Here is a 20778-nt window from a genome sequence, read left to right on the forward strand (position 1 = left end):
GACCTGGGAACCAGGCCACGCTTGCACCGAAGCTGCTCCGGTGCCTGGTCTTCACCCGGGGCACCCCTGCGCGGACGAGGGTTGCCGGCCAGCGAGCCGGGGCTTGACGCTGGCGCTCATGACCTGCCGACGAGGCTAGCAGCTCCCGGTGGTGGCGCGTCCAGCCGCTATGACCACCCTCACGTGGCGCCGCCCGGCGCGAGCGGAGACGGTGCCGACCCAGGCGGCGACCCGGGGGCGAACCGAGGCCGCCCCCGACGCCGAGCCCGGTGGCGAACCCGCGCCCAACCCGGGCCGCACCTGCGGGCCCGGTTCCGGGCGGTCACTCCTCGATCGCGCCGCCCACGCGCCGCAGGTGCTGCCGGAAGGTGTAGCCGGGGTCGGTGGCGCGGCAGGCGAGGTAGTCGGCGAACCCGGTCTGCTCGCGCAGCGTCTCGCCGGCGCGGATCCGCCGCGCCTGGACCCGCTCGACGTCCCGGATCCGCTGCGCCGCCGCCAACACCTCCGCGGCGTTCGCGGCGGGGACGAAGAGCACGCCGTCGTCGTCGGCGATGACGAGGTCGTCGGCGCTCACCAGGTGCGGCCCGATCCGGGCGCTGGCGAGCGTCTCCGGCTCCCGCTCGTCGAGGCGGTCCGGGCCCAGCGGCAGGCTGCCATAGCTGAACACGGGCAGGCCGATCTCCACCAGCTCGGGCGTGTCCCGGTGCAGGCCCCACACCACGACTCCGGCGACGCCGGCCGCGGCCCCCTCCAGCACCACCAGGTCGCCGACGCACGCCTCGTCCGACCGGCCGCCGTTGTCGATCACCAGCACGTCCCCCGGGGCCGCGCCCGCGTACGCCTCCAGGAACACGTCGACGCTGCCGTGGTGGCGCACCGGCAGCACCCGCCCGGCGAGGCGGTGGCCGGGGACGACCGCCCGGATCCCGGCCGGCGCCGCGCGCGGTGGCACGCCCAGCCGTACGCAGGCGTCGGCGATCAGCGGCGTGGAGAGGTCGGCGAAACGCTCCGGCATGGGGTCCTCCCGGCGGTGTCCGAGGCGTGGACGGTCATCGTAGGAGAGCCGGCCCGCGCGGCGGCCAGGTCCAATCCGGACCCGCTGGCCCGGCCGACGGCGGCCGGAAGGGCGAGCGCCTGGCGCCGGCGAAGGCCATGCCGCGCGGGTCGGCAACGGATGTCGGGGCCCCGGCTGGAGTTCAGCCGGGGCCCCGGTGTGGGGGTGCGCTGGTGGCGCCGTTGCCGCTAGAGCGTCAGCGTCCAGGTGTTGAGGTAGCCGGTGTCGCCGGAGGCGGCGTCCCGCACCCGCAGCTTCCAGGTGCCGTTACGGGCCTCGGAGGAGAGGTCGACGGTGTAGGTCTGGTTGATGTTGTCGGTCGAGCCGCCGGTGCGGTTGTGCAGGGTGTAGGCGGTGCCGTCGGGGGCGATGAGGCTGACGACGAGGTCACCGATGTAGGTGTGGACGATGTTCACGGCGACGGTGCTGGTGGCGGAGGCGTTGCCGGAGCAGCCGCTGATGGTGATCGAGCTTTCCACCGTGGTGTTGTCGCCGATGTTGACATCGGTGCCGTTCGTGCCGGTGCAGCCCGGGGGCGTCCCGCCGACCAGGTTGAGCGTCCAGGTGTTGAGGTAGCCGGTGTCGCCGGAGGCGGCGTCCTGCACCCGCAGCTTCCAGGTGCCGTTGGCGGCCTCGCTGGAGAGGTTGACGGTGTAGGTCTGGTTGATGTTGTCGGTCGAGCTGCCGGTGCGGTTGTGCAGGGTGTAGGCGGTGCCGTCGGGGGCGATGAGGCTGACGACGAGGTCACCGATGTAGGTGTGGACGATGTTCACGGCGACGGTGCTGGTGGCGGAGGCGTTGCCGGAGCAGCCGCTGATGGTGATCGAGCTTTCCACCGTGGTGTTGTCGCCGATGCTGACGTCGGTGCCGTTGGTCTGCGAGCAGCCGGGCGGCCCGTTGACCGTCAACGTGTACGACGCGGTCTGGGTGGTGACCGTGCCGGTGCCGGTGACGGTGACCGCGTAGGTGCCCGGCGCGGTGGTGCCGGTGGTGGAGATGGTCATCGTGGCGGAGTTGCCGGAGGTGACCGACGACGGGCTGAAGCTCGCCGTGGCCCCGGCGGGCAGGCCGCTGGCGGAGAACGTCACGTTCTGCGCGCCGCCGACCGTGGTGGTGGTGCCGACGGTCGCGGTGACCGAGCTGCCCGGGTTGACCGTTCCGGAGGTCGGCGACACCGACATGGCGAAGTCCTGCGTCGGCGTGCTGATGTTGCCGATGTAGAGCAGCTTGTTCGGTGAGCCGGTGCCCGGGTTGGTGACCTTGCCGTTGGTCGCGTCGTTGACGAGCTTGTCGCGGACCTGCTGCGGGGTGTACGACGGGTTGGCGGCGAGGACCAACGCGGCCGCGCCGGCCACGTGCGGGGTGGCCATCGACGTGCCGCTGATGGTGTTGGTGGCGCTGTCGCCGGTGTGCCACGCCGAGGTGATCGACGAGCCCGGGGCGAAGATGTCCAGGCAGGTGCCGATGTTGGAGTAGTCGGCCCGGGCGTCGGTGCTGGTCGTCGCCCCCACGGTGATCGCGTTGGGGGTGCTGGCCGGCGAGACACCGCAGGCGTCGGCGGAGTAGTCGTTGCCGGCCGCGATGGCGTAGCTGACGCCGTCGGCGATGGAGGCGGTCACCGCGTCGTTGACGGCCTGGTCCTTGCCGCCGCCGAGGCTCATGTTGGCCACCGCCAGCTCGCCGGGGTCGTGGTCGCCGGTGACCCAGTCGATGCCGGCGATCACCCCGGCGTACGTGCCACTGCCCCCGCAGTCGAGGACCCGGACGCCGACCAGGGTGGCGTTCTTGGCCATGCCGTACGCGGTGCCGCCCACGGTGCCCGCGACGTGGGTGCCGTGGCCGTTGCAGTCGTCGGCCGAGCCGCCGTCGACCGAGTCGAAACCGGTGACCGCGCGGCCACCGAAGTCGCTGTGCGAGAACCGGATGCCGGTGTCGATGATGTACGCCCGGACGCCGGAGCCGCCGTTCGGGTAGGTGTAGGAGTTGTTCAACGGCAGGTCGCGCTGGTCACTGCGGTCCAGGCCCCATGACGGGGTGGGGCTCTGCGTGCCGGAGATCCGCACGACGTGGTTCTGCTGGACGTACTTCACCGACGGGTCGGCGGCCAACCGCCGGGCCTGCGCGGCGGACATCCGGGCCTCGAACCCGCGCACCGTGTGCTGGAAGGTCCGGGCGACGGTGCCGTCGTGCCGGCCGGCCAGGGCGCGGGCGTTGCCCGTGACCTCGGCCCGGGTCACCGCGGTGTCCTTGAACACCACGATGTACGAGCCGGAGACCGCGGTGGCGCCGCCGGCCTGGAGGATCTGCCCCTCGGCGGGAGCGGCGGTCGCTGGGGTGCCGAACGCCACCGCGGCGGTGACCGCGGCTGTTGCGACGCCCAGACGCCAGTGGCGCCTGGACAGGCGGGGGAGTGTCATCGGTCGTCCCTCTCCTGACGCCGGATCCCGTGCGGGGGGTGATGCAGAGATCCGGGAATGTCGATCTGGTCGGAGGTGATGCTAGACGGCGATGCATTCGAATGTATAGATGAAAGAATTTCCGCGTTTCCTGCTGATTCCACGCGGATGTGAAGGACTTGCCGTGCCGACACGCCTGTTTTTTCGTCATCGGTCGAGGGTGGCGTCCCACTCGTCGAGTACGTCGCCGGACAAGGTGCGAAGGCGTGCGAGGGCCCGGGACCGGGTCACCCGACGGCCGCGGCGCGATCAGACGCTCGCCGTCCGGCCAGGGGCCGCAGTCGCCGGCGGTGCCGAGGCGCCTGGCCCCGCCCGCGTCAACGACCTCGTCGGGGGGATCGCCCGGGCCGGGAGTCCGGGTGTCGATCCCGGTCGCTGACGCTCCGGTCGGATCGGCGGCCGTGGTGTCGCGCTGCGGCGGTCACCGCTGCGGCACGCCCGGCGGCGGCTCCGGCCCGAAGTGCACCCCCGCGATCGGGCCGCCCGGCGGCAGGAGGATGTCGAGCATCCGCCGCCGCCCGTCCGGCCCCGGGTCCCGGATGAACCAGAGGTGGTACTGCGAGCCCGCCGGGATGTTCTCGAAGTCCCCGAGCGCGTCGCGCAGGTACTGCCGGGCCGTCGCCTGCTGCTCCGCGGCGCTCTGGAGGTGGATCGCGTCGGACTTCAGCTCGAGGAACCCCGGCACGTCGCCGGCCACCCAGTGCCCGTCCAGGTTGGACCGGCCGGTCAGCCAGGTGTCGATCCGCGCGCCGAGGAACCACATCGTCTGCTGCAGGACGGGCAGCGGACCGAGGAAGACGTGCTCGGCGAGCCGGCCGCGCATGCGGTTGGCGACGATGGTCAGATCCGGCACCCGGATCTGCCCGTCGACCATCATCTTCTCGAACGAGTCGACGAGCGCGATCCTGGTCTGCGGCCGGTACGCGTCGAACTCGCCGGCCTCGGCGACCTCGATGACCTGCAGGCAGTCGGTCATCGCCCGGCGCTGGTCCGGGGTGAGCGCGGGGAAGTCCCGGGCCACCTCGTCGGCCAGGACCCGCCAACTGGGGTGGGCCCGGTCGACGCCCAGGTTCTCCGGCGTGATCTTGCGGCGTGGCGGGCGCAGCGGGGGAGCGAGTGCCAGTTCCCGGCGCAGCTGCTGGCTGGTCAGCGACATCAGCCGGGCGACGAGCGCCGGGCGGTCACCCGCCGGGGCCTGCTCCAGCAGGGTGCCGGCCCGGCCGAGCCCGTCGTCGACCTGCGCCGTGCCGAGCCGCTTGCGCAGCCGCAGCACCAGCAGCGGACCCCACTGCCGCCCGAACGCGATCGACGCGGGATGCGACGCGAGCCCGTACAGGGCGGTCGAGCGGGACTGGACGGCGCCGACACCGGCCAGGTCCGGGTGCGCGAGCAGACGCAGGAACGACTCCCGTCCCTTGGCCGCCTGCGCGAGGATCTTCGCCACCTTGTCGGGGCCGAAGGCGGCCTGGAGGCGCTCCAGGCCCACGGTCGCCGCGCCGGGCAGCACCACCGGCTCGGGTGACGGCCCGGGCCGCATGCTCGCCTCGGGCACGTGGACCAGCCGTTCCGGCGTCGCGGCCCGCGCCGGCAGGTCGCCCTCGGGCAGCAGGAGCAGGCGCCGGCCGCCGGAGCCGGACACGAGCACGGCGTCGGGGAGGTCGGTGGGCCGCCGGGTGCCGGGCGGGTAGGCGGCGTCGAGCACCGGCCGGGCGTCGTCGCTGAAGACCACCAGGCCCGGCAGCAGTCCCTCGAAGGTCGGTACGGCGTCCGGCCAGGTCAGCGAGACGCTGATCCCGGCCTCGGCGAGGCGCAGCTCGATCTCGCCCTTGGCGGCGGTGAGCCGGAGCAGCGCCGCGTCGCGTTCCGCCCCGGGCGGCAGCCCGTCGACGAGGGCGACCAGCCCGTTCCAGGCCTGCGCCGCGCGGGTCGCCCACGCCCGGAACTGTTCCGGGCCGGCCGTGCCGTTGCGGACGGCCTCGAAGTCCTGGGCGACCTGCGCGCGCTCGGCCTCCAGCTCCTGCAGCCGGCGCTCGCCGTCGACGGTGAGCGCCCCGCGGGCCGCGCCGAGCCGGTCGAGGAACGACCTCGCCATCAGCCCGCCGACCATGACGGCGCCCGTGGTGGCGGCCTGCTGCACCGCGGCCACCACGCTGTCGCGCAGGCCGCGCAGCTCCCCGGTGCGGATCAGGTGCTGCGCCTCGCCGAACCCGAAGGTGGTGATCTGCTCGACCACGAGCCGGGCGACCTGCTCGGCCCGGTCACCGGACCGGGCCACCGCCTTGAAGATGTCCCCGGAGCCGCAGAGCACGACACGGACGACGGCGGCCTGCAACGCCTGCCACGCGAGGTCCTCCTGGAACGACGTCGCCGTGATGGACTCCGGCCCCAGCAGCAGCTCGGACGCGCCACGGGCGACGAGCGTCTCCCACATCAGCCGGGTGGCGACCACGCCCGCCGAGACGGCGATCGAGCCGAGCACCGTGCCGCTGCCGATGACGGTCTCCAGCACCGCGCCGGCGGCGGCGCCGGCCGCCCCTGCGGTGATCGCCGTGGCCACGCCGATCGCCACCCCGGCCGCGATCGCCTTGACGGTCTTCTGCAGTTCGATGGTGTCGGCGATGTCGTCGAGGTCGGCCTTGAACCCGGGTCGGCCGGTGACGGTGGCCAGTACCGCGACGGCGAGCCGGTGCCGTTCCGCCGCCTCGACGTACGCGCCGTTCTTGTGCAGCAGGAAGCTCTGTTCCACATGGGTGAGGGCCGCCGCGAGTTCGACCACGTACCCGTCCACCCGTTCCGTCGCCGCGCTGGGCAGCACCGGTTGGTCGGCGAGCCACGACAGCCGTTCCCGGGTGGCCAGGATCTGCACCGTCAGGCTGATGGTGCGCAACCTCTGGCTGAACCGCAGGTACGGCTGCAGGTAGTCGCGGAAGGGGTAGGCGCGTACCGCGTACAGGTCGGCCAGGAGGCGGCGGCGCAGGAACCACTCCTGCCCGGGGGAGGTCATGGCGACGCCGGTCTCGGCGTCCGCGGCCCGTCCGGGAAGGGCGTCGTCCTCCCGCTCCGCCCGCAGGGCGACGAGGCCGGTGACCTGGTCGGCGAGCTGCCCGATCACGGCCTCCAGACCCATGCGGTCGGTCAGGTAGAGCAGCGGCATCGTCTTCGAGAACTCCCCGACCAGCCGGTCGCCCTCGTTCTGCCGGGCCTCGACCCGGTACGGCGGCGCGGCGTCGAGCGCCTCGGTGATCGCGGCGCAGTACGCCTCGCGGGCCTTGTGGAGGTAGCCGCGCAGCCGTGGCTCGAACGGGGGGAGGTACTGGCCCGGCCGGGCGAGGTCGGCCAGTTGGCGCAGGGCCGGGCCGAGCGCCACGGTCACCGCCCAGGCCATCTCCACGCCCCGGACCCGGCGCGCCATCGCCCGCGCGGTGGGCGCCGGCGCGCCGGCCGCCGGATTCAGCATGGCCCACAGCCGGCGGCGCGCCGGCTTCAGCTCCTGCGCGTACGGGACGAGGTCGTCGACGGCGTCGTGCAGCTCCGCGAGCAGCAGGTCGTGCGGCACGCGGCTGGTCGGGCTCTGGGTGACGGCCACCGGGGCCGGCCGCCGCGTGCCCACGGTCGCCAGGACGGCCCCGCGTACGCCCTCTTCGCTCAAGCTCTGGGTCATGGACTCCCCCGCCCCGCCGGCGCGGCGACCGCGCCACACCACGGACATTCCGGTCATCGATTGCGCGCCCCGGGTCGTCGGCACGACCCGGGGCGGCTCGGTACGGGCGCGGGACCGGGGCGACCCGGTCCCGCGCCGCGAATCAGTAGGTGACGCGTACGCCCATCTCGGCCCAGGTGAGCCGGCCGACGATGCCGTCGTCGGTGAGCCCCCGCATCCGCTGGTACCAGCGGACCCCCGCCTCGGTCTTCGCGTCGAAGCGGGTGCCCGGTGGTCCGCACCGCCGCGCGCCGACGAACCGCTTGACGTACGCCACGTCCTCGCCGGTGCTGCCGACCCGGACGGTGCGCGACCCCGGGGCCCGGCCTGCCGGCTGCGGCGCGGGTGGCCTGGTGGCGCTGCGGAGAGCGGTCAGTGTCTTCGGTCCGACGACGGCGTCGACCGTCAGCTTCTTCGACTTCTGGAAGGTCCGGACCCAGGCGGTGGTCTTCGGCCCGAACACGCCGTCGGCGGTGAGGCGGGCGCCCAGCCGGTTGGCGAGGGTCTGCAACTCCCGCACGTCGCTGCCCTTGCAGCCCGCCCGCAGGACCCGGTCGCCGAGCTTGGCGGCCCGGGCCGTGGCGACGCCCCACGGGCGCAGGCTGTCCTCCAGGGCCCGGGCGTGGCTGACGCTGACGTGCAGGTGCTTGGTGTGCGGGTTGGATCCGGTGTAGCGCGCGGGCCGGAAGTCGCGGGTACGGCTCCAGATCAGCCGGTTGTAGATCACGTACTGGGTGGACGGGTGCTCGATGCAGTGCCGGACGACCAGCAACGGGTCGATCCCGTCGATGTCGAAGTCCGCCGCGTTGACCGAGCGGTCGTCGGCGTCCGGGTTGTGGTCGGACTTGCGGGCCTGGTGGGCCGCGTCGCCGATCCAGCCGTCGGAGGCCTTGTCCCGGTGCGGCCAGCGGGTGTTGATCTCCTCACGCAGCACGCGCAGCGTCGGGGCCAGGTGCACGCCCATCGTCACTCCTCCTCTGCCAGCGCCGCGAGCAGGTCGTAGTCGACGGCGTCGCCGATCAGCTGCTCCGGGTCGTCGTCCTCCTCGAACGTGGCCACCAGGTACTCGGCGTCGATGCTGGCGGTGTCCACCAGTGGTCCCCCCTCTTCCGAATCGTCACCCTGCCGGCCGGATCCGGTTGGCCCGGCCGCGTCGCGCGTCGCGGTGCGCGGCACGGGCGTCGCCGCCACGGGTCGACGGCGGGTGACTGACGTTCTCGTGGGCAACCTTCGGGATCGCGGCGGCGGGCCGGCAAGGGGAGAGTCGCCTATTGGCATCACGACTGACCGACCGGTCGGTCACCGCCGCCGGACGACGGTCGACGGTCGTCGAACGTGTCCACTCCGGCCAGGCGTTCCAGTGCCGGGGAACGCGTGTGACTGATCGATCGGTCAGCCGCCGGCCGACCGAGTCGTTGACCCGGTCGGCCGGGCGGGGAAGCCGCGTGCCGCAACGGGCGAGCGCGGCCTGACGCTTCGGACCGTCTCGGCGACGGCACGGTCGGCAACGTCCGAAGGGCGACAGAGTTTCGGGGTCGCTCCTCCGTAGCCTCCGGGAACTCCCGCGCCGAATCTACTGAGGAGGGCGGGAACCAAGGGGGGACAAATGGGGTGGGTGGGCCCATGATCAACGTTGACGGCATTCCCGCCGAGGTCGAGGACCTCGGCATCGCGCTCGGGCTGCTCGCCCCGTCCGGCGGCGGCGTCCGGCTGGTCGAGGAGTTCTTCGCCGACCCGTGGACGCGGGTCGGCAAGCTGGTCGCCAGCGACGTGCAGCGCGCCGCGCTGGTGCGCGCGATCGACGGGCTGCTGCCCTCGGCCCGGCCGCGCTTCGCGACCGAGGCCGCCGGCCGGCCCGACCGGGTCGCCCGGCACGTGCCACTGCTGGAGCAGGACGGCAAGGGCCAGGTCTACCTGGTCGTCGAGCGCGCCGGGCTGGCGGCGTCCGCCCCGCTGACCCTGGCGATCGAGGCCGAGGCCGGGCCGGTCGCCGGCGGCCCCGCCGTCACCGCGCGGCTCGACCTGCTCGTGGCGTCCGCCGGCACCGTCACCCCCGTCGCCGCCAGCAGGGAACACCCGATCCGGCTGCGCGCGCGGGCGCCCCTCGGCGACACCGGCGCCAGCGTGGAGGCGGCCGTCCTGCTGGTCGCCCCGCCCGACGAGGCGCTGAGCCGCGTCACCGTCACCGTCCGGGGCCTGCCCGGCGCCACCGAGCCGCTCGTGCTGGACCCGGCCGCCGGCAGCTCGCAGCTGGCCCTGCTCGTCACCGCGCTGCTGCGCTACGTCCTGGCCGAGGTGGGCGACGGCGTGCCCGCACCGGTGCGACTGGTTGCGGCCAACCTGCCCGGCCTGCTGGGCCTGGCCCCGGGCCTGGTGCCGCTGCCCCTGGGCGACCTCGCCACCGACCCGGCGGCCTTCCGGTCCTGGTTGGCCGCGCTGGTCGCCGCGCGGACCCCGGACGGCGCGCCCGGCCTGGTCGGCTGGCTCGACTCGGTCGCCGGCCTGCTCGGCGCCGACGAGTCCAAGCGCACCGACCTGCCCACCGACGCCGACCCGCTGCTGATCCCGGTGCTGGCCGGCCCGCCGTCGGTCGACCTCACCGTGGCCGTCCGCACCGACCCCGCCACCGGCGCCGGCGCCCTCGTGGTCGGCGCCCGGGTCACCTACACCGGCGACGGCACGCTCGACGCGGCCGTACGCGGCGACGCCGTCCTGCTGGTGGTGCCGTTGACGGGGTCGGCCCCGGTCACGCTCTTCGAACGCCTCGACGTGCTCGTCGCCGCGCCCGCCCACGGCGGTCGGCTCTACCCGGCCGCCGGCGAGCCGGCCGGTGCCGTGCAGGTCGGCGGGCTGCGCGCGGGCCTGCGCTACCGGGCGGCCAGCGGCACGATCACCCCGCTGCTGGAACTGCGCGACGTCACCGTCGCCATCGGCGACGACCCGCACCACCTCGACCTGGTCGACCTGACCGACGCCCGGTCGCTGACCTCCGCCGCGCAGTCGCTGCTGGAGGAGGCCATCGAGACCGGGCTCGGCCCCGCCGCCGGCCCGGTCGCCGCGCTGCGGCGCCTGCTCGGGCTGGGCACCACCCCCGGGGTCGACCTCGGACTGCTCACCACCGCGCCGACCCGCGCGCTGGCCGCCTACTACCGGCAGCTGCGCCGGACACCCGACGGCTGGCCCGGCGTGCTGCGCGACGTCGCCCGGCTCGCGGGCACCGCCACGCCGGTGGTGACCGGCGCCGGCACCCCGGCCGACCCGTGGCGGGTCCCGGTGGACGCGCTCGCCGCCGCGCCGGGCGCCCCCGTGGCGCTGGACCTCGTCCTGTGGGACTCCGGCACCGCCGCCGCGCCCGTCGTCGAGCTCGGGCTCGCCCTGCGCGGCGGCGCCCACCTCGACGCGACCCTGCCCTGGCGGGTGGACGTCCGCGCGGCGGTGGCCTCGATCCCGCTCGACGGGGCGACCGGTCCGGCCTGGCTCGGCGGGGTCACCGCCACCGCCGTCTTCGACCCGCCGGCCCTGGCCGTCGGCGCGCCGGTACGCGTCTCCACCGGCGGCGTCCGCCTCGACGTGGCCTGGTCGCTCGGGTCGCCGGTGGCGGTCACCGCGACCGTCGACGACCTCGCCGTCACCGTCGACAGGGTGCCCCACCTGCTGGGCGACCTCACCCTGCCGCCCGCCGGCCCGATCGACCCCGCCCTGCCCGACCTCGGCCTCGGCGTCGACCCCGCCGCGCTGTGGGGCGCCGCCCGTGGCCTGCTCGCCCGGGTCGCCGAGTCGTGGGCCGGTCCCACCGCCCGCGACCTGCTGGCGCTGGTCGGCATCGCCGGGCCGGGCACCACCGGCCCGCTGGCCGGGATGCCGCCGCTGCTGCCCCCGGACCCGGCCGACCTGTCGTCGCTGCTGGCCGACCCCGCCGCCGCGCTGCGCCGGTGGCTCGCCGACCTGGCCCGCGACGAGGACGCCCGCACCGACGACGGGACGCCGTACCTGGTGGCGCTGCTGCGGCTGCTGCAGGCCGCGCTGACCGACCGGCTGCCCACCCTGCCCGGCCAGGACCTGCCACAGGTCGACCTGCCCGTCTCCGGCGGCGGCACCGAGGCGGCGCCCTGGCGGGTGCCGGTCCACCGCGCCGGCGACGACGCGGTGGAGGTCCTCGCCTGGCTGGAGCCGCAGGGCCCGCCCGCGCAGTGGGCGATCGCGCCGCTGGTCGACCGGTTCGCCGGCGCTGACGCCGACGACGACGCTTCGGAGGAAGCCGACCCGATCCCGGTCACCGGCGCCGACGTGATCGCGGCGGCCGAGGCCGCCGGGGCGTACCTGCCGGAGATCGCCGACGTGCTCGACGGCGTCGACGCCACCCGCGCCGCGGCGGCGCTCGGAGCGCTGGCCGGCGTGCTCACCGAGGGCGACGGACTGGTCCCCGCCGGCACCGCCCTGCCGGCCGAGACCGGCTGGCGCACCGGCACCCCGGTCGCCGCCACCCACGACACCCTCACCACCGCGCCGGCGGCAGTCGCCCAGCTCCGCGACGAGATCGCCGCCCGCACGGCCGCCGCCGGCGACGACTGGGCGGTGCTGCTGCTCGCGCCGCCGCTGGCCGGGCCACGGCCCTGGGCCGACCTGCTCGGCGACGTCGCGCCCGACCAGGTCGCCACCGTGGACCTGCGGGTCCCCGGCACCCCACCCGACCTGGTAGACCTCGGCACGCTGCCCGCCGCCCACTGGTACGTGGTGGACCTCGCCGACGACGGCACCCTCCCCGCCGCCACCGCGCTCGCCGCGCTGCGGCACGTCCAGGACTCGGTGCGGACGGTGCGGCCCGGCGTACGCACGATCCTGGTCGGACACTCCTACCTGGGCCTGGTCGCCCGGCAACTCGCCGCGACCGTCCCCACGCAGGTGCTCGGCCTCGTCACCGTCGGCACCACGTTCGACGGCGCCCTGCTGCCGCTGGACGCCCCGACGGTGGCCGAGGGGGTGCGGCTGGCCGGCGTGCTGGCCCCGACCGGCCTGCCGTCCGCGCCACTGCTCGACGCCGCCCTGCGCCTCCAGCGCCGCCTGCTCGACGGGTACGCCGCCGGGGAGCCCGGCGCGCAGGCCCGCCCCTGCCCGCTGCCCGCCGCCGCGTTCGCCCGCTGGCTCGGCACACCCGTCGACCTGCGCGGTGTGCCCGCGCTCGCGCTGCACGGCAGCCTCGGCGACGTCGACGGCAGTGGGGGAGCGGGTGACCTGCGGGCGGCGCTCGTCGCCGCGCTGACCACGCACACCGTCGAGGAGGCCGGACCGGCCGCACCGCCCACCCACGCGGTCGCCGCCCTGCGGCTCGCCCTCGACCTGGGCGCCCCGGCGGCCGGCGACCCCGACGTCGACGTCGACGTACGCCTCGGGCTCGGCACGGTGGCGCTGGACCCGGGGGCGCCGGCCGACCTCTCGTCGGCGCAGGTACGCGTCCGCGTCGCCCGCCCCGACGGGTGGCTGCTCGGCGGGCCCGGCACCGGCGCCCCGAGGCCCGCCCGGGTCCGCGCCCTCACCGTCCGCGCCACCGTGCGGGCCGGCGCCGCCGGCCCCGTCACCGGCGTCGACGTGGTGCTGCACGACGCCGCCCTGCGCGGCGAGTCGGCCGCCGCCGTCGACCTGGCCGACCCCCGGTCGCCGGAGCTGCTCGACGCCCTGGTGCAGGAACTCGACCGGGTGGCCGCCGCCAACGGCCGGCTGACCCGGCTGCTGAACGAACTCGCCGCCCTCGGCGTCATCCACCGCGCCGCGCCCGGCCGGCCGGCCGCCGTGCTCGCCGACGCGGTCGCCGCGCTGCGCACCGACGCCACCGGTTGGCTGGCGCCCCGGCTGCCCGCGTTGGTCGACCGGGCCGCCGGGCTCCTCGGCCTGGTCCGGGACACCGCCGCCGGCGGCGGTCCCTGGCGGCGCCGCCTCGCCGGGCTGCCGGTCGAGCTGGTGCTGGAGGCCCAGCCGTGGCGGCTCACCGCCCGCACCACCGGCACCGGGCTGCGGCTCGGCCACGGCGTCACCCTCACCGGCTCCTCGACCGTGGCGCTGGCCGACCCCACCCCGCGGATGCAGGCCGCGCTCGCGGTCGGCGGCGTCACCCTCACCCGGACCGCCGGCGCGGTGTCGCTGACCGCGCCGTGGCTGCCCGGGCCGGTCGGGTTGTCGCCGGCGGCCCCGGACCTGCCCGCCCGGCTCGCGCCGCTGCTGCCGCGGCTGCTCGGCGGCGGGGCGCTCGGCGTCCTGCTCGAACAGCTGACCGGCGAGGACCTGCGGGTGGCCTCCCTCGACGGGCTGCTGACCGACCCGGCCGCCTGGCTGCAGCGCACCTTCGCCGGTACGCCCGGCGCGCCGCCGCAGGCCGCGCCGCTGGCCGGCCTGCTGCGCCTGGCCGCGGCCCCGCTGGGCCTGGCCGCCGACCCCGCGCACGCCCTCACCCTGCCCGGCGGCGTCACCGTCGACCTGCTCGACGTCGGCACCGCCGAGGACCGGGCGCTGCGGCTGCTGGTCGGCGCCGCCGACCCGATCGTGCTGTGGACCGACGACGCCGGCACGGCCACCCTGGACCTCGCGCTGCGGCTGGACGTCGACGCCGCCCGGCAGGTGCAGCCGGGCGGCGAGCTGACCCTGCACCTGCCGCTGCCCGGCGACTGGGGCGCGCTCGACCTGCGGCTGGGCGCCGACGCCTCGGGCCTGTCCGTGGCCGTCACCCCGGCCGCGCTGGGCGCCACGGTCACCCTGCTGCCGGCGGTGAGCGGCCTGGACACGCTGGTGGAGGCCGCCGGGGCGCGGCTGCTGCCGGAGATCCTCGACCGGCTCGTCGACGGCATCGGCGCCCGCGACCCGCACCCCGCCGTCCTCGACGACGTGCTCGACGTCGCCACGGCGCTCGGCGTCTACGACCCGGAGGCGGCGCCGCACGGGTTCGCCGCCCGCACCGGCGCGCTCGCCGACCTCGTACGGGACCTGTCCACCGGGGCCCTCGCCAGCGCCGGCACGGTCGCCGCGCCCGCCGTCGTGGCGCTGCTGCGCCGCGTCCTGGGTGACGCCCAGGTGCCGCGACCGGCCACCCCGGGAGAGGTGCTGGTCCGGGTCGCGGTGCTCGACGGCACCGTCGAACTGCGTACCGACCTGGCCGCCGATCGGCCGGAACTCGGCCTGTCCGTGCAGGGCCTCACCGCCGGCGCGGTCACCGCCGACATCGCCGTCGGCTACGCCGACTCCACCGTGACCGCGTCGCTGGCCGCCCGCGCGTACGTCGACACGGGGCTCGGGGTGACCCTGCGCGCCCGGCTGTCGGCGCAGGCCACGGCGGCGGGGCTGGCCGTGCGGCTCGGCCTGCTCGGCAGCGACGACGCCGGCACCGGTGAGCTGGGCGTCCAGCTCGCGCCGGTGGTGCGGCTGCCCGGGCCGGCCGAGCTGGCGCAGCTCGCGCAGCGGCTGGTCGTGCCGATGGCCGGCACCCTCGCCCTGCGCGCGGCCGAGCCGTGGCTGCGCCGGCCCCTGTGGTCCGGCGGGCGCACCGCCGCGCAGATCCTCACGAGCGCCGGCGTGGCCGTGGACTCCCCGGACGGGATGCGGATGGCTCCCGCCCTGCCCGCCCCGGTCGGGCTGCTGCGCGGCGCCCTCGACGCCGTCACCGGGGTGCCCGTGCCGGTGCCGGGCGGGCTGACCCTGTCCGTGGTCACCGACGGCGCCCGCTACGGCCTCGTGCTGCGCGGCGAGCTGGCCCTGCCCGCCGGCGACACCGCCGTGCAGCTGCGCTTCGGGCTGCCCGACACCGTCGACGCCGGGTGGGGGCAGGCCGGCCGGGGCGTCGGCCTGCTGCTGCTCGACCTCACCACCCCCGCCGCGCCGCAGCTGCGGCCGGTGCTGCGGCTGGGCGGGCTGGGCATCCGGGTGGCCGCCGCCGCGTCCGGCAGGGCGCTGGTCGAGACCGGCGGATTCCGCCTCGGCGCCGTCGGCGCCCACGTCCGCGCCGACCTGCCGCTGACCGGCCCGGCGGCACTGGACCGGCCGACCGTGGTCGACGGGGCCGTCATGCTCGACGGGCTGGGGTTCCCGATGGCCCCCGGCGGGGGCGGGTCCAACCCGGTCGCGGCGTCGCTGCTGCAGACCGGCGGCGGCGGCGACGCCGCCCCGGCGAACCCGCCCCTGGACGTGCTGGTCGCCCGCGGCGGCGGCCGGTGGCTGGTGCTGTTCGGCGGGAAGGCCGAGGCCCGGTTCGAGATCAACCGGAGCTACGGTCCGCTGCACATCGCGGAGCTGGCGCTGCTGTACAAGGCGGCCACCTCGGGGCCGGGCAAGGTCGGGGTGTCCGTCGACGGCGGGGTCGCCGTCGCCGGGCTCACCCTTGACGTCGACGACCTGTCGCTGCTGGTGCCGCTGCGCAACCCCACCGACCTCAGCGCCTGGGAGGTGGACCTGGCCGGCCTGTCGGTGTCGTTCACCTCGCCCGGGGTGTCGGTCGCGGGCGGGCTGGTCAAGGTCACCGGCGCCAACGGCGTGCAGTACGACGGCATGCTCTCGGTCGACCTGGCCGGGCGCGGCCTGACCGCGGTCGGCTCGTACGCCCGACCCCGCGACGACCTCGGCGAGTACACCTCGCTGTTCGTGTTCCTCTCCGTCGGGTTCCCGCTCGGCGGCCCGCCCTACCTGTACGTCCTGGGCCTCGCCGGCGGCGCCGGCTACAACCGCCGGCTGATGGTGCCCCGCGACCCGCAGGGCGTGCCCGCCTTCCCCCTGGTGAAGGCCATCGACGAGGGCGGCTTCGGGGGCTCCGGCGGCCCGATGGGCGCACTGGCGCGGATGTCCAGGGACATCCCGCCGGCCCGGGGCGCGTTCTGGCTCGCCGCCGGGGTGAAGTTCTCCACCTTCCAACTGCTGCACACCACCGCCCTGGCCTACGTCTCCGCCGACCGGGGACTGGAGGTCGGCCTGCTCGGCCTCATGCGGATGGCGCTGCCCGACGCGCAGGCCGCGGTGGTCAACCTGGAGCTGGCCCTGGCCGCCCGGTACAGCACCGTGGACAAGGTGCTGTCCGTCCGGGCGGCGCTGACCCGCAACTCGTGGCTGCTCAGCCGCGACTGCCAGGTCACCGGCGGGTTCGCCTTCGTGGTGTGGTTCGACCGGCCGGAGGTGCTGCTCTCCATCGGCGGCTACCACCCCCGGTTCAACAAGCCGGCGCACTACCCGGACGTGCCCCGGGTCGGGTTCCACTGGTCCGTCGGCGGCGGCGTGGTGGTCAAGGGCGAGGCGTACTTCACCCTCACCCCGTCGGCGGTGATGCTCGGCGGTCGCCTGGAGGCCTCGTACGACCGCTCACCGGTGCGGGTCTGGTTCGTCGCCGCCCTCGACGTGTACCTGCGGTGGGACCCGCTGACCTACGACATCACCGCCAGCGTCAGCGTCGGCGCGCGCTTCACCATCAAGGTGTGCTTCTTCGCCTGCGCGCGGATCAACGTCAGCGTCTCCCTCGGCGCCCGGGTACGCATCCAGGGCCCGCCGCTGCACGGCACCGTCACGGTCGACCTGGCCATCGCCTCGGTCACCGTCAAGTTCGGCAGGGCGCAGCAGCAGCCGTTCCTCGACTGGAACCAGGTCACCGTCAAGTACCTCGGCGGCGGTGACGCGGCCCGCCCGGCGACCAGCGGCACCGTCACCGCCGGCACCCTGCCGCCGGCGGTGGGCAGCCGCCCCGACGGCACCCTCGAACGCCCGTGGTCCGTGGCGCCGGAGTTCGCGGTCCGGGTGGAGTCGCTGATGCCGCTGTACGGATGGCGGCTGACCGGCAGCGGTCGCGCCGACGACCGCACCGACGGGCGGGAGGTCGACGTCGTCCCCGCCGGAAGGAACATGGGCAGAACCCGCGCGACCATGGTCGTCACGGTCGAACAGCGCGTCGGCACCACCTGGGTCGCCGTGCCCACCGCCCAGATCCGGTCGCTGCGGCCGTCCACCGCCAGCACCGGATTCCCGGCCGGCCTGTGGGACAGCGCCCTCGCCGGCACGGCGAACGGCGGCGCCACCCCCACCATGGTCCGGGCCCTGTCGTCGGTGGGCCTGGCCGCCCCGGTCACCGTCTCCGAGGCCACCGGCGTGCTGCCGGACGTGGCCCTGGCCACGATGATCGAGGAGGAGACACAGCGACACCTGCCGCTGTCGGTCCCCGTCGCCGCCGCGCCGGCGCCGTCGGTGCTGCGCCTGCGGCGCACCACCGACTCGTCCGAGACCGCCGTGACCGCGGCCCGCCACGCCGTGGCGGCGCCGGCCGGGCCGAGGCTGCGCGCGACCGTCTCCGCCGACCAGCACCGGGGCGCGGCACGGGCGGAGTTCCGCGCCGCCGCCCGGGCCCGCGCCGGGCACGACAGCGGCGCGGCCCTGCCGGTGGGCGGCACCCAGGTCTGGGACACCACGGGCGCCGGCGGGCTGCGGCTGCGCCTCGACGAGGGGCCCACGCCGCTGCGGCTGGTCACCTTCACCGGCACCGGCGCGCCGCTCAGCGACGGCCCGGCCCGGGCGGGCGCCCGGGTGCCCGCCGACGCCGCCCGCGCGGTGGTGACCCCGGCGGCCGACACCGCCGCCGGCTGGGCCGCCGACACGCCGCTGGTCCCCGTCACCGACGGCGTGCTCGTCGCCCCGGGCGCCACCGTCCTGCTGCCGCACCCGTGGCATCCGCCGGCCCGCTACCGCCAGGCCGGCGAGCACGTGCCGGTGCCCGCGGCGCTCCTCTCCGCCGCCGTCGACGGCCTGGTCACCACCCTGCCCGCCACGACCCGCGCGGTCGTGGTGTCCCTGGAACCGGTGTCCGCCGCCGCCAGCCTCGCCGACGTCCGCATCGAACTCGACGGGGTACGGGTGAGCAGCCGGGAGGACGCCCCCGACGACGACCAACCCCACCGCATCCTCCTGACGGTCGACGCGGAGCGGGGCGCCGAGGCGATCTCGGTGCAGGTCGTGGCGGGGGACGGCTGGCGGGTCGCCGCCGTGATCGGCACCCCGGACCACGCCGTCGACACCGACTGCACCGCCGCCCGGCGGGAACTCGCCCGGGTCACCAGACCCGCGACGGTGCCCCGCCGCCCGGGTGTCGCCGCCCCGTCGGCGGCGCGTACCGCGGTCGCCGAGGCAACCGAGCCGGCGGCCCCGGCACCAGCGGCGGCGTTCGTCGCCTTCGACGACGAAACGGAGGCATGATGACGGAGACCCCCGTCGCGCCAGGCTCGATCCGGCTGCACGACACGGTGACGCCGTCGCTCACCGCCGGCCTCTACCGGTTCACGAGCAGGCTGGAGGTGACGGACCGGGGCACCCCGAAGACATCGCCACCCGAGCACGCCACCCACGTGCAGGTCGGCGCGCCGCGGCTCGCCCTCGACGCCACCGAGGTCGCCGGGCAGCACCCGCCCCGGGACGCGGTGGGCGCGTTCGGCGACCGACTGCCGCACGTGGTCCTCGGCCGCCGGGCCCTGCCGTGGGAGCGGCGGCTCGGCGACGGCACCCCCTGGCTGGCGCTGCTGGTCGTCCGGTCCGACGAGGCGAGCCTGACGACCGGGACGCTGCGTTCGGTCGTCGGCGAGGCGGTGTTCACCCGCCTCAATGGCATCGAGCCGGTCGACGGCAACCGGGCCGTCGTCGGGCTGCGGGCGAAGGACCTGGCCACGTTCCGGGCGCTGCTGCCCAGCCGCACCGACATCGGGCTGCTCACCCACGTCCGTCAGGTCAACGTCGCGGACACCGCGCTGGCCGGCAGCGACGACGACGGCTGGTTCGCCGTGGTCACCGCCAACCGGCTGCCGCTGGGCGGGGCCACGCCCACGCCGTACACGGCCTGCCTGGTGTCGCTGGAGGCCCGTGACGACGTCTGGGCGACCAACCTGACCAGCGTGCCCACGTTGCTCGTGCTGGCGTCCTGGCCGTTCGTGACGAGCACCGCCGGCGGCACCTTCGAGCACGTCGCCGCGCACCTCGACCTCGGCGGGTTCGGCGCCCCGCCGGCCGGGCAGCCCCCGCTGGTGGACGCCGACGGGGCGCTCGCGCTGGCCGCCACCCGCCGCGACGGCACGCCGGCCACCATGGGCTACCGCCCGCCGCTGCTCGGTGCGGCGCCCGACCCGCTGCCCGCCGGGCCGGCCGACGTGACGGGCGCCGCCGCGTTCGAGCTGGGCCGGCTCCTCGCCGCCGCCGACGGCCGGTTCATCCGCGAGGTGGTCGCCTGGCACCGCGCCGCCGACGACGCGGCCCGAGCCGGCAGCGCGGCGGGCCTGCGCGAGGACAGCGCCCGCTCGTACGCCGCCTCCGGCACCGCCGTGCGCCGCGCCACGGTGGCCGCCGGCGGGCCCGACCTGCGGCGTGCCGCCACGGTGGGCGCCGACGGCGCCGACCCCCTCGCCGCCCTCGGTGAGACGTTCGCGCAGCGGCTGCTGTCCCGCACCGCCCGCGCCGACCTGTGGCAGGCGCACCCGGGTGGCTCCAGCGTCATCCCGCGCCAGTTGCGCCCGGAAGGAGAACCGACGTGACGACCCACCTGTCCGCCGGCGGCCGGCTGCTCGCCGAGCGGCTCGGCGCGCTGGTCGGCCCGCCCGCCGACCCCGCCGCGCCGCGGGCCCGCACCCTGGCCGCCGCCGCGCGTGCCGCCACCGCGGTCGCCGGGCCCGTCGCGGCGACGACCGCCGACGCGCCGCCGCTGCCCCCGTACGTCGAGCACGTGCTGGCCCGCTGGAGCCTGCTGCACGACCTGCCGTTCCGCTACCTCGTGCCCGACGCGCGCCTGTTGCCGCCGGAGTCCATCCGGTTCTTCCGCCTCGACGGCGGCTGGCTGGAGCGGCTGCGGGCGGGGGCGCTCGCCGTCGGTGGCGACGGCAGCCGGGAACGCGCCGGCACCCAGACGTTGCTGCCGCAGGTCACCGCCGCAGTGACCGAGCAGCTGCCGCTGGTGCGGGAGGTGCAGCGCACCCGCATGTCGATACCGGTCGCCGCCGACCTGCTCGCCGAGGCACGGGCCGCAGGCGACCTCACCGCCGCGGCCGGGCCGGTCCCGGTCACCGGGTTCCTGCTCCGCTCGTCCCTGGTCAGCGGCTGGCCCGGCATGGAGGTACGCGCCTGGACCAGCGACGACCAGGCCGTGGTGCGGCCGGGCGTCGACCCGGACGAGCTGGCCCGCACCCGACCCGACCTGGTGGTGGAGCTGCTGCGCCTGGAGCGGCTGTCGCCGTCGGTGCTGGTGGCGTTGTTCCGCGGTGCCCCCCGCCTAGTGTGGCTGGAGGAACCGCCGCAGAGCGTGCAGTTCGGCCTGGAAGCCGACGGGACGGGCTGGCGGGCGCCGATCCGCGACGGCGCGGGACCGGACCTGGGCAGCGTCGCCGTGCCGATGCGGCCCGGCCCGGTGCCCGGCGTCGTCGACGTCGCCGGCCTGGCCCGCAACCTCGACCAGGCCCGCCCCCTGCCCCGGCCGCGCGGCGGCGCCGCCGTGGCGCTGTCCCTGCTCCAGGCACCGTCGCGGCAGCGGTTCGGCGCCTCCACCCCGCCGACCTGATCCTCGGCGTCGCCGACCCACCGCCGGG

8 protein-coding genes and 1 riboswitch are annotated in these 20778 nt (G+C 76.3%); of the genes, 3 read left to right on the top strand and 5 right to left on the bottom strand.

The genetic code is table 11. The features are described from left to right. Window positions 1-12 precede the first annotated feature (12 nt). A riboswitch (SAM riboswitch) is annotated at window positions 13-124 on the bottom strand. 198 nt (window positions 125-322) lie between these two features. From ABT006_RS19360 to ABT006_RS19380, 5 genes are all read right to left on the bottom strand, one after another. Then, window positions 323-1015, bottom strand: a complete 693-nt coding sequence (locus tag ABT006_RS19360; protein WP_350708143.1) for an RraA family protein — start codon at window positions 1013-1015, stop codon at window positions 323-325. A gap of 227 nt (window positions 1016-1242) precedes the next feature. Next, a complete protein-coding gene (locus ABT006_RS19365; protein ID WP_350708144.1) occupies window positions 1243-3471 on the bottom strand; it encodes a proprotein convertase P-domain-containing protein in 2229 nt (742 codons plus the stop codon). Between the two features lie 460 nt (window positions 3472-3931). Then, on the bottom strand, window positions 3932-7171 hold the full coding sequence (locus tag ABT006_RS19370) for a hypothetical protein (RefSeq protein ID WP_350708146.1): 3240 nt from the start codon (window positions 7169-7171) through the stop codon (window positions 3932-3934). Window positions 7172-7313: 142 nt separating this feature from the next. Continuing rightward, window positions 7314-8174 (bottom strand): peptidoglycan-binding domain-containing protein, encoded by an 861-nt coding sequence (locus ABT006_RS19375; RefSeq protein WP_350708147.1) that lies wholly within the window; start codon window positions 8172-8174, stop codon window positions 7314-7316. A 2-nt stretch (window positions 8175-8176) separates the two neighbouring features. Next, window positions 8177-8302, bottom strand: a complete 126-nt coding sequence (locus ABT006_RS19380) for a hypothetical protein (protein WP_350679578.1) — start codon at window positions 8300-8302, stop codon at window positions 8177-8179. Window positions 8303-8833: 531 nt separating this feature from the next. Here ABT006_RS19380 and ABT006_RS19385 point away from each other — a divergent pair. The 3 genes from ABT006_RS19385 to ABT006_RS19395 are packed head-to-tail and all read left to right on the top strand — an operon-like array spanning window position 8834 to window position 20750. Further along, on the top strand, window positions 8834-18412 hold the full coding sequence (locus ABT006_RS19385; RefSeq protein WP_350708149.1) for a DUF6603 domain-containing protein: 9579 nt from the start codon (window positions 8834-8836) through the stop codon (window positions 18410-18412). Further along, window positions 18412-19734, top strand: a complete 1323-nt coding sequence (locus tag ABT006_RS19390) for a hypothetical protein (protein WP_350708151.1) — start codon at window positions 18412-18414, stop codon at window positions 19732-19734. Before ABT006_RS19385 ends, ABT006_RS19390 begins: the two co-directional genes overlap by 1 nt. Next, window positions 19731-20750: a hypothetical protein gene (locus ABT006_RS19395; RefSeq protein ID WP_350708153.1), complete on the top strand. Its 1020-nt coding sequence runs from the start codon at window positions 19731-19733 to the stop codon at window positions 20748-20750. The genes ABT006_RS19390 and ABT006_RS19395 overlap by 4 nt, the downstream gene beginning before the upstream one ends. Window positions 20751-20778 lie beyond the last annotated feature (28 nt).

This window comes from Micromonospora sp. NPDC002717 (genome assembly GCF_040295705.1).
In the GTDB taxonomy this organism is placed as follows: domain Bacteria; phylum Actinomycetota; class Actinomycetes; order Mycobacteriales; family Micromonosporaceae; genus Micromonospora.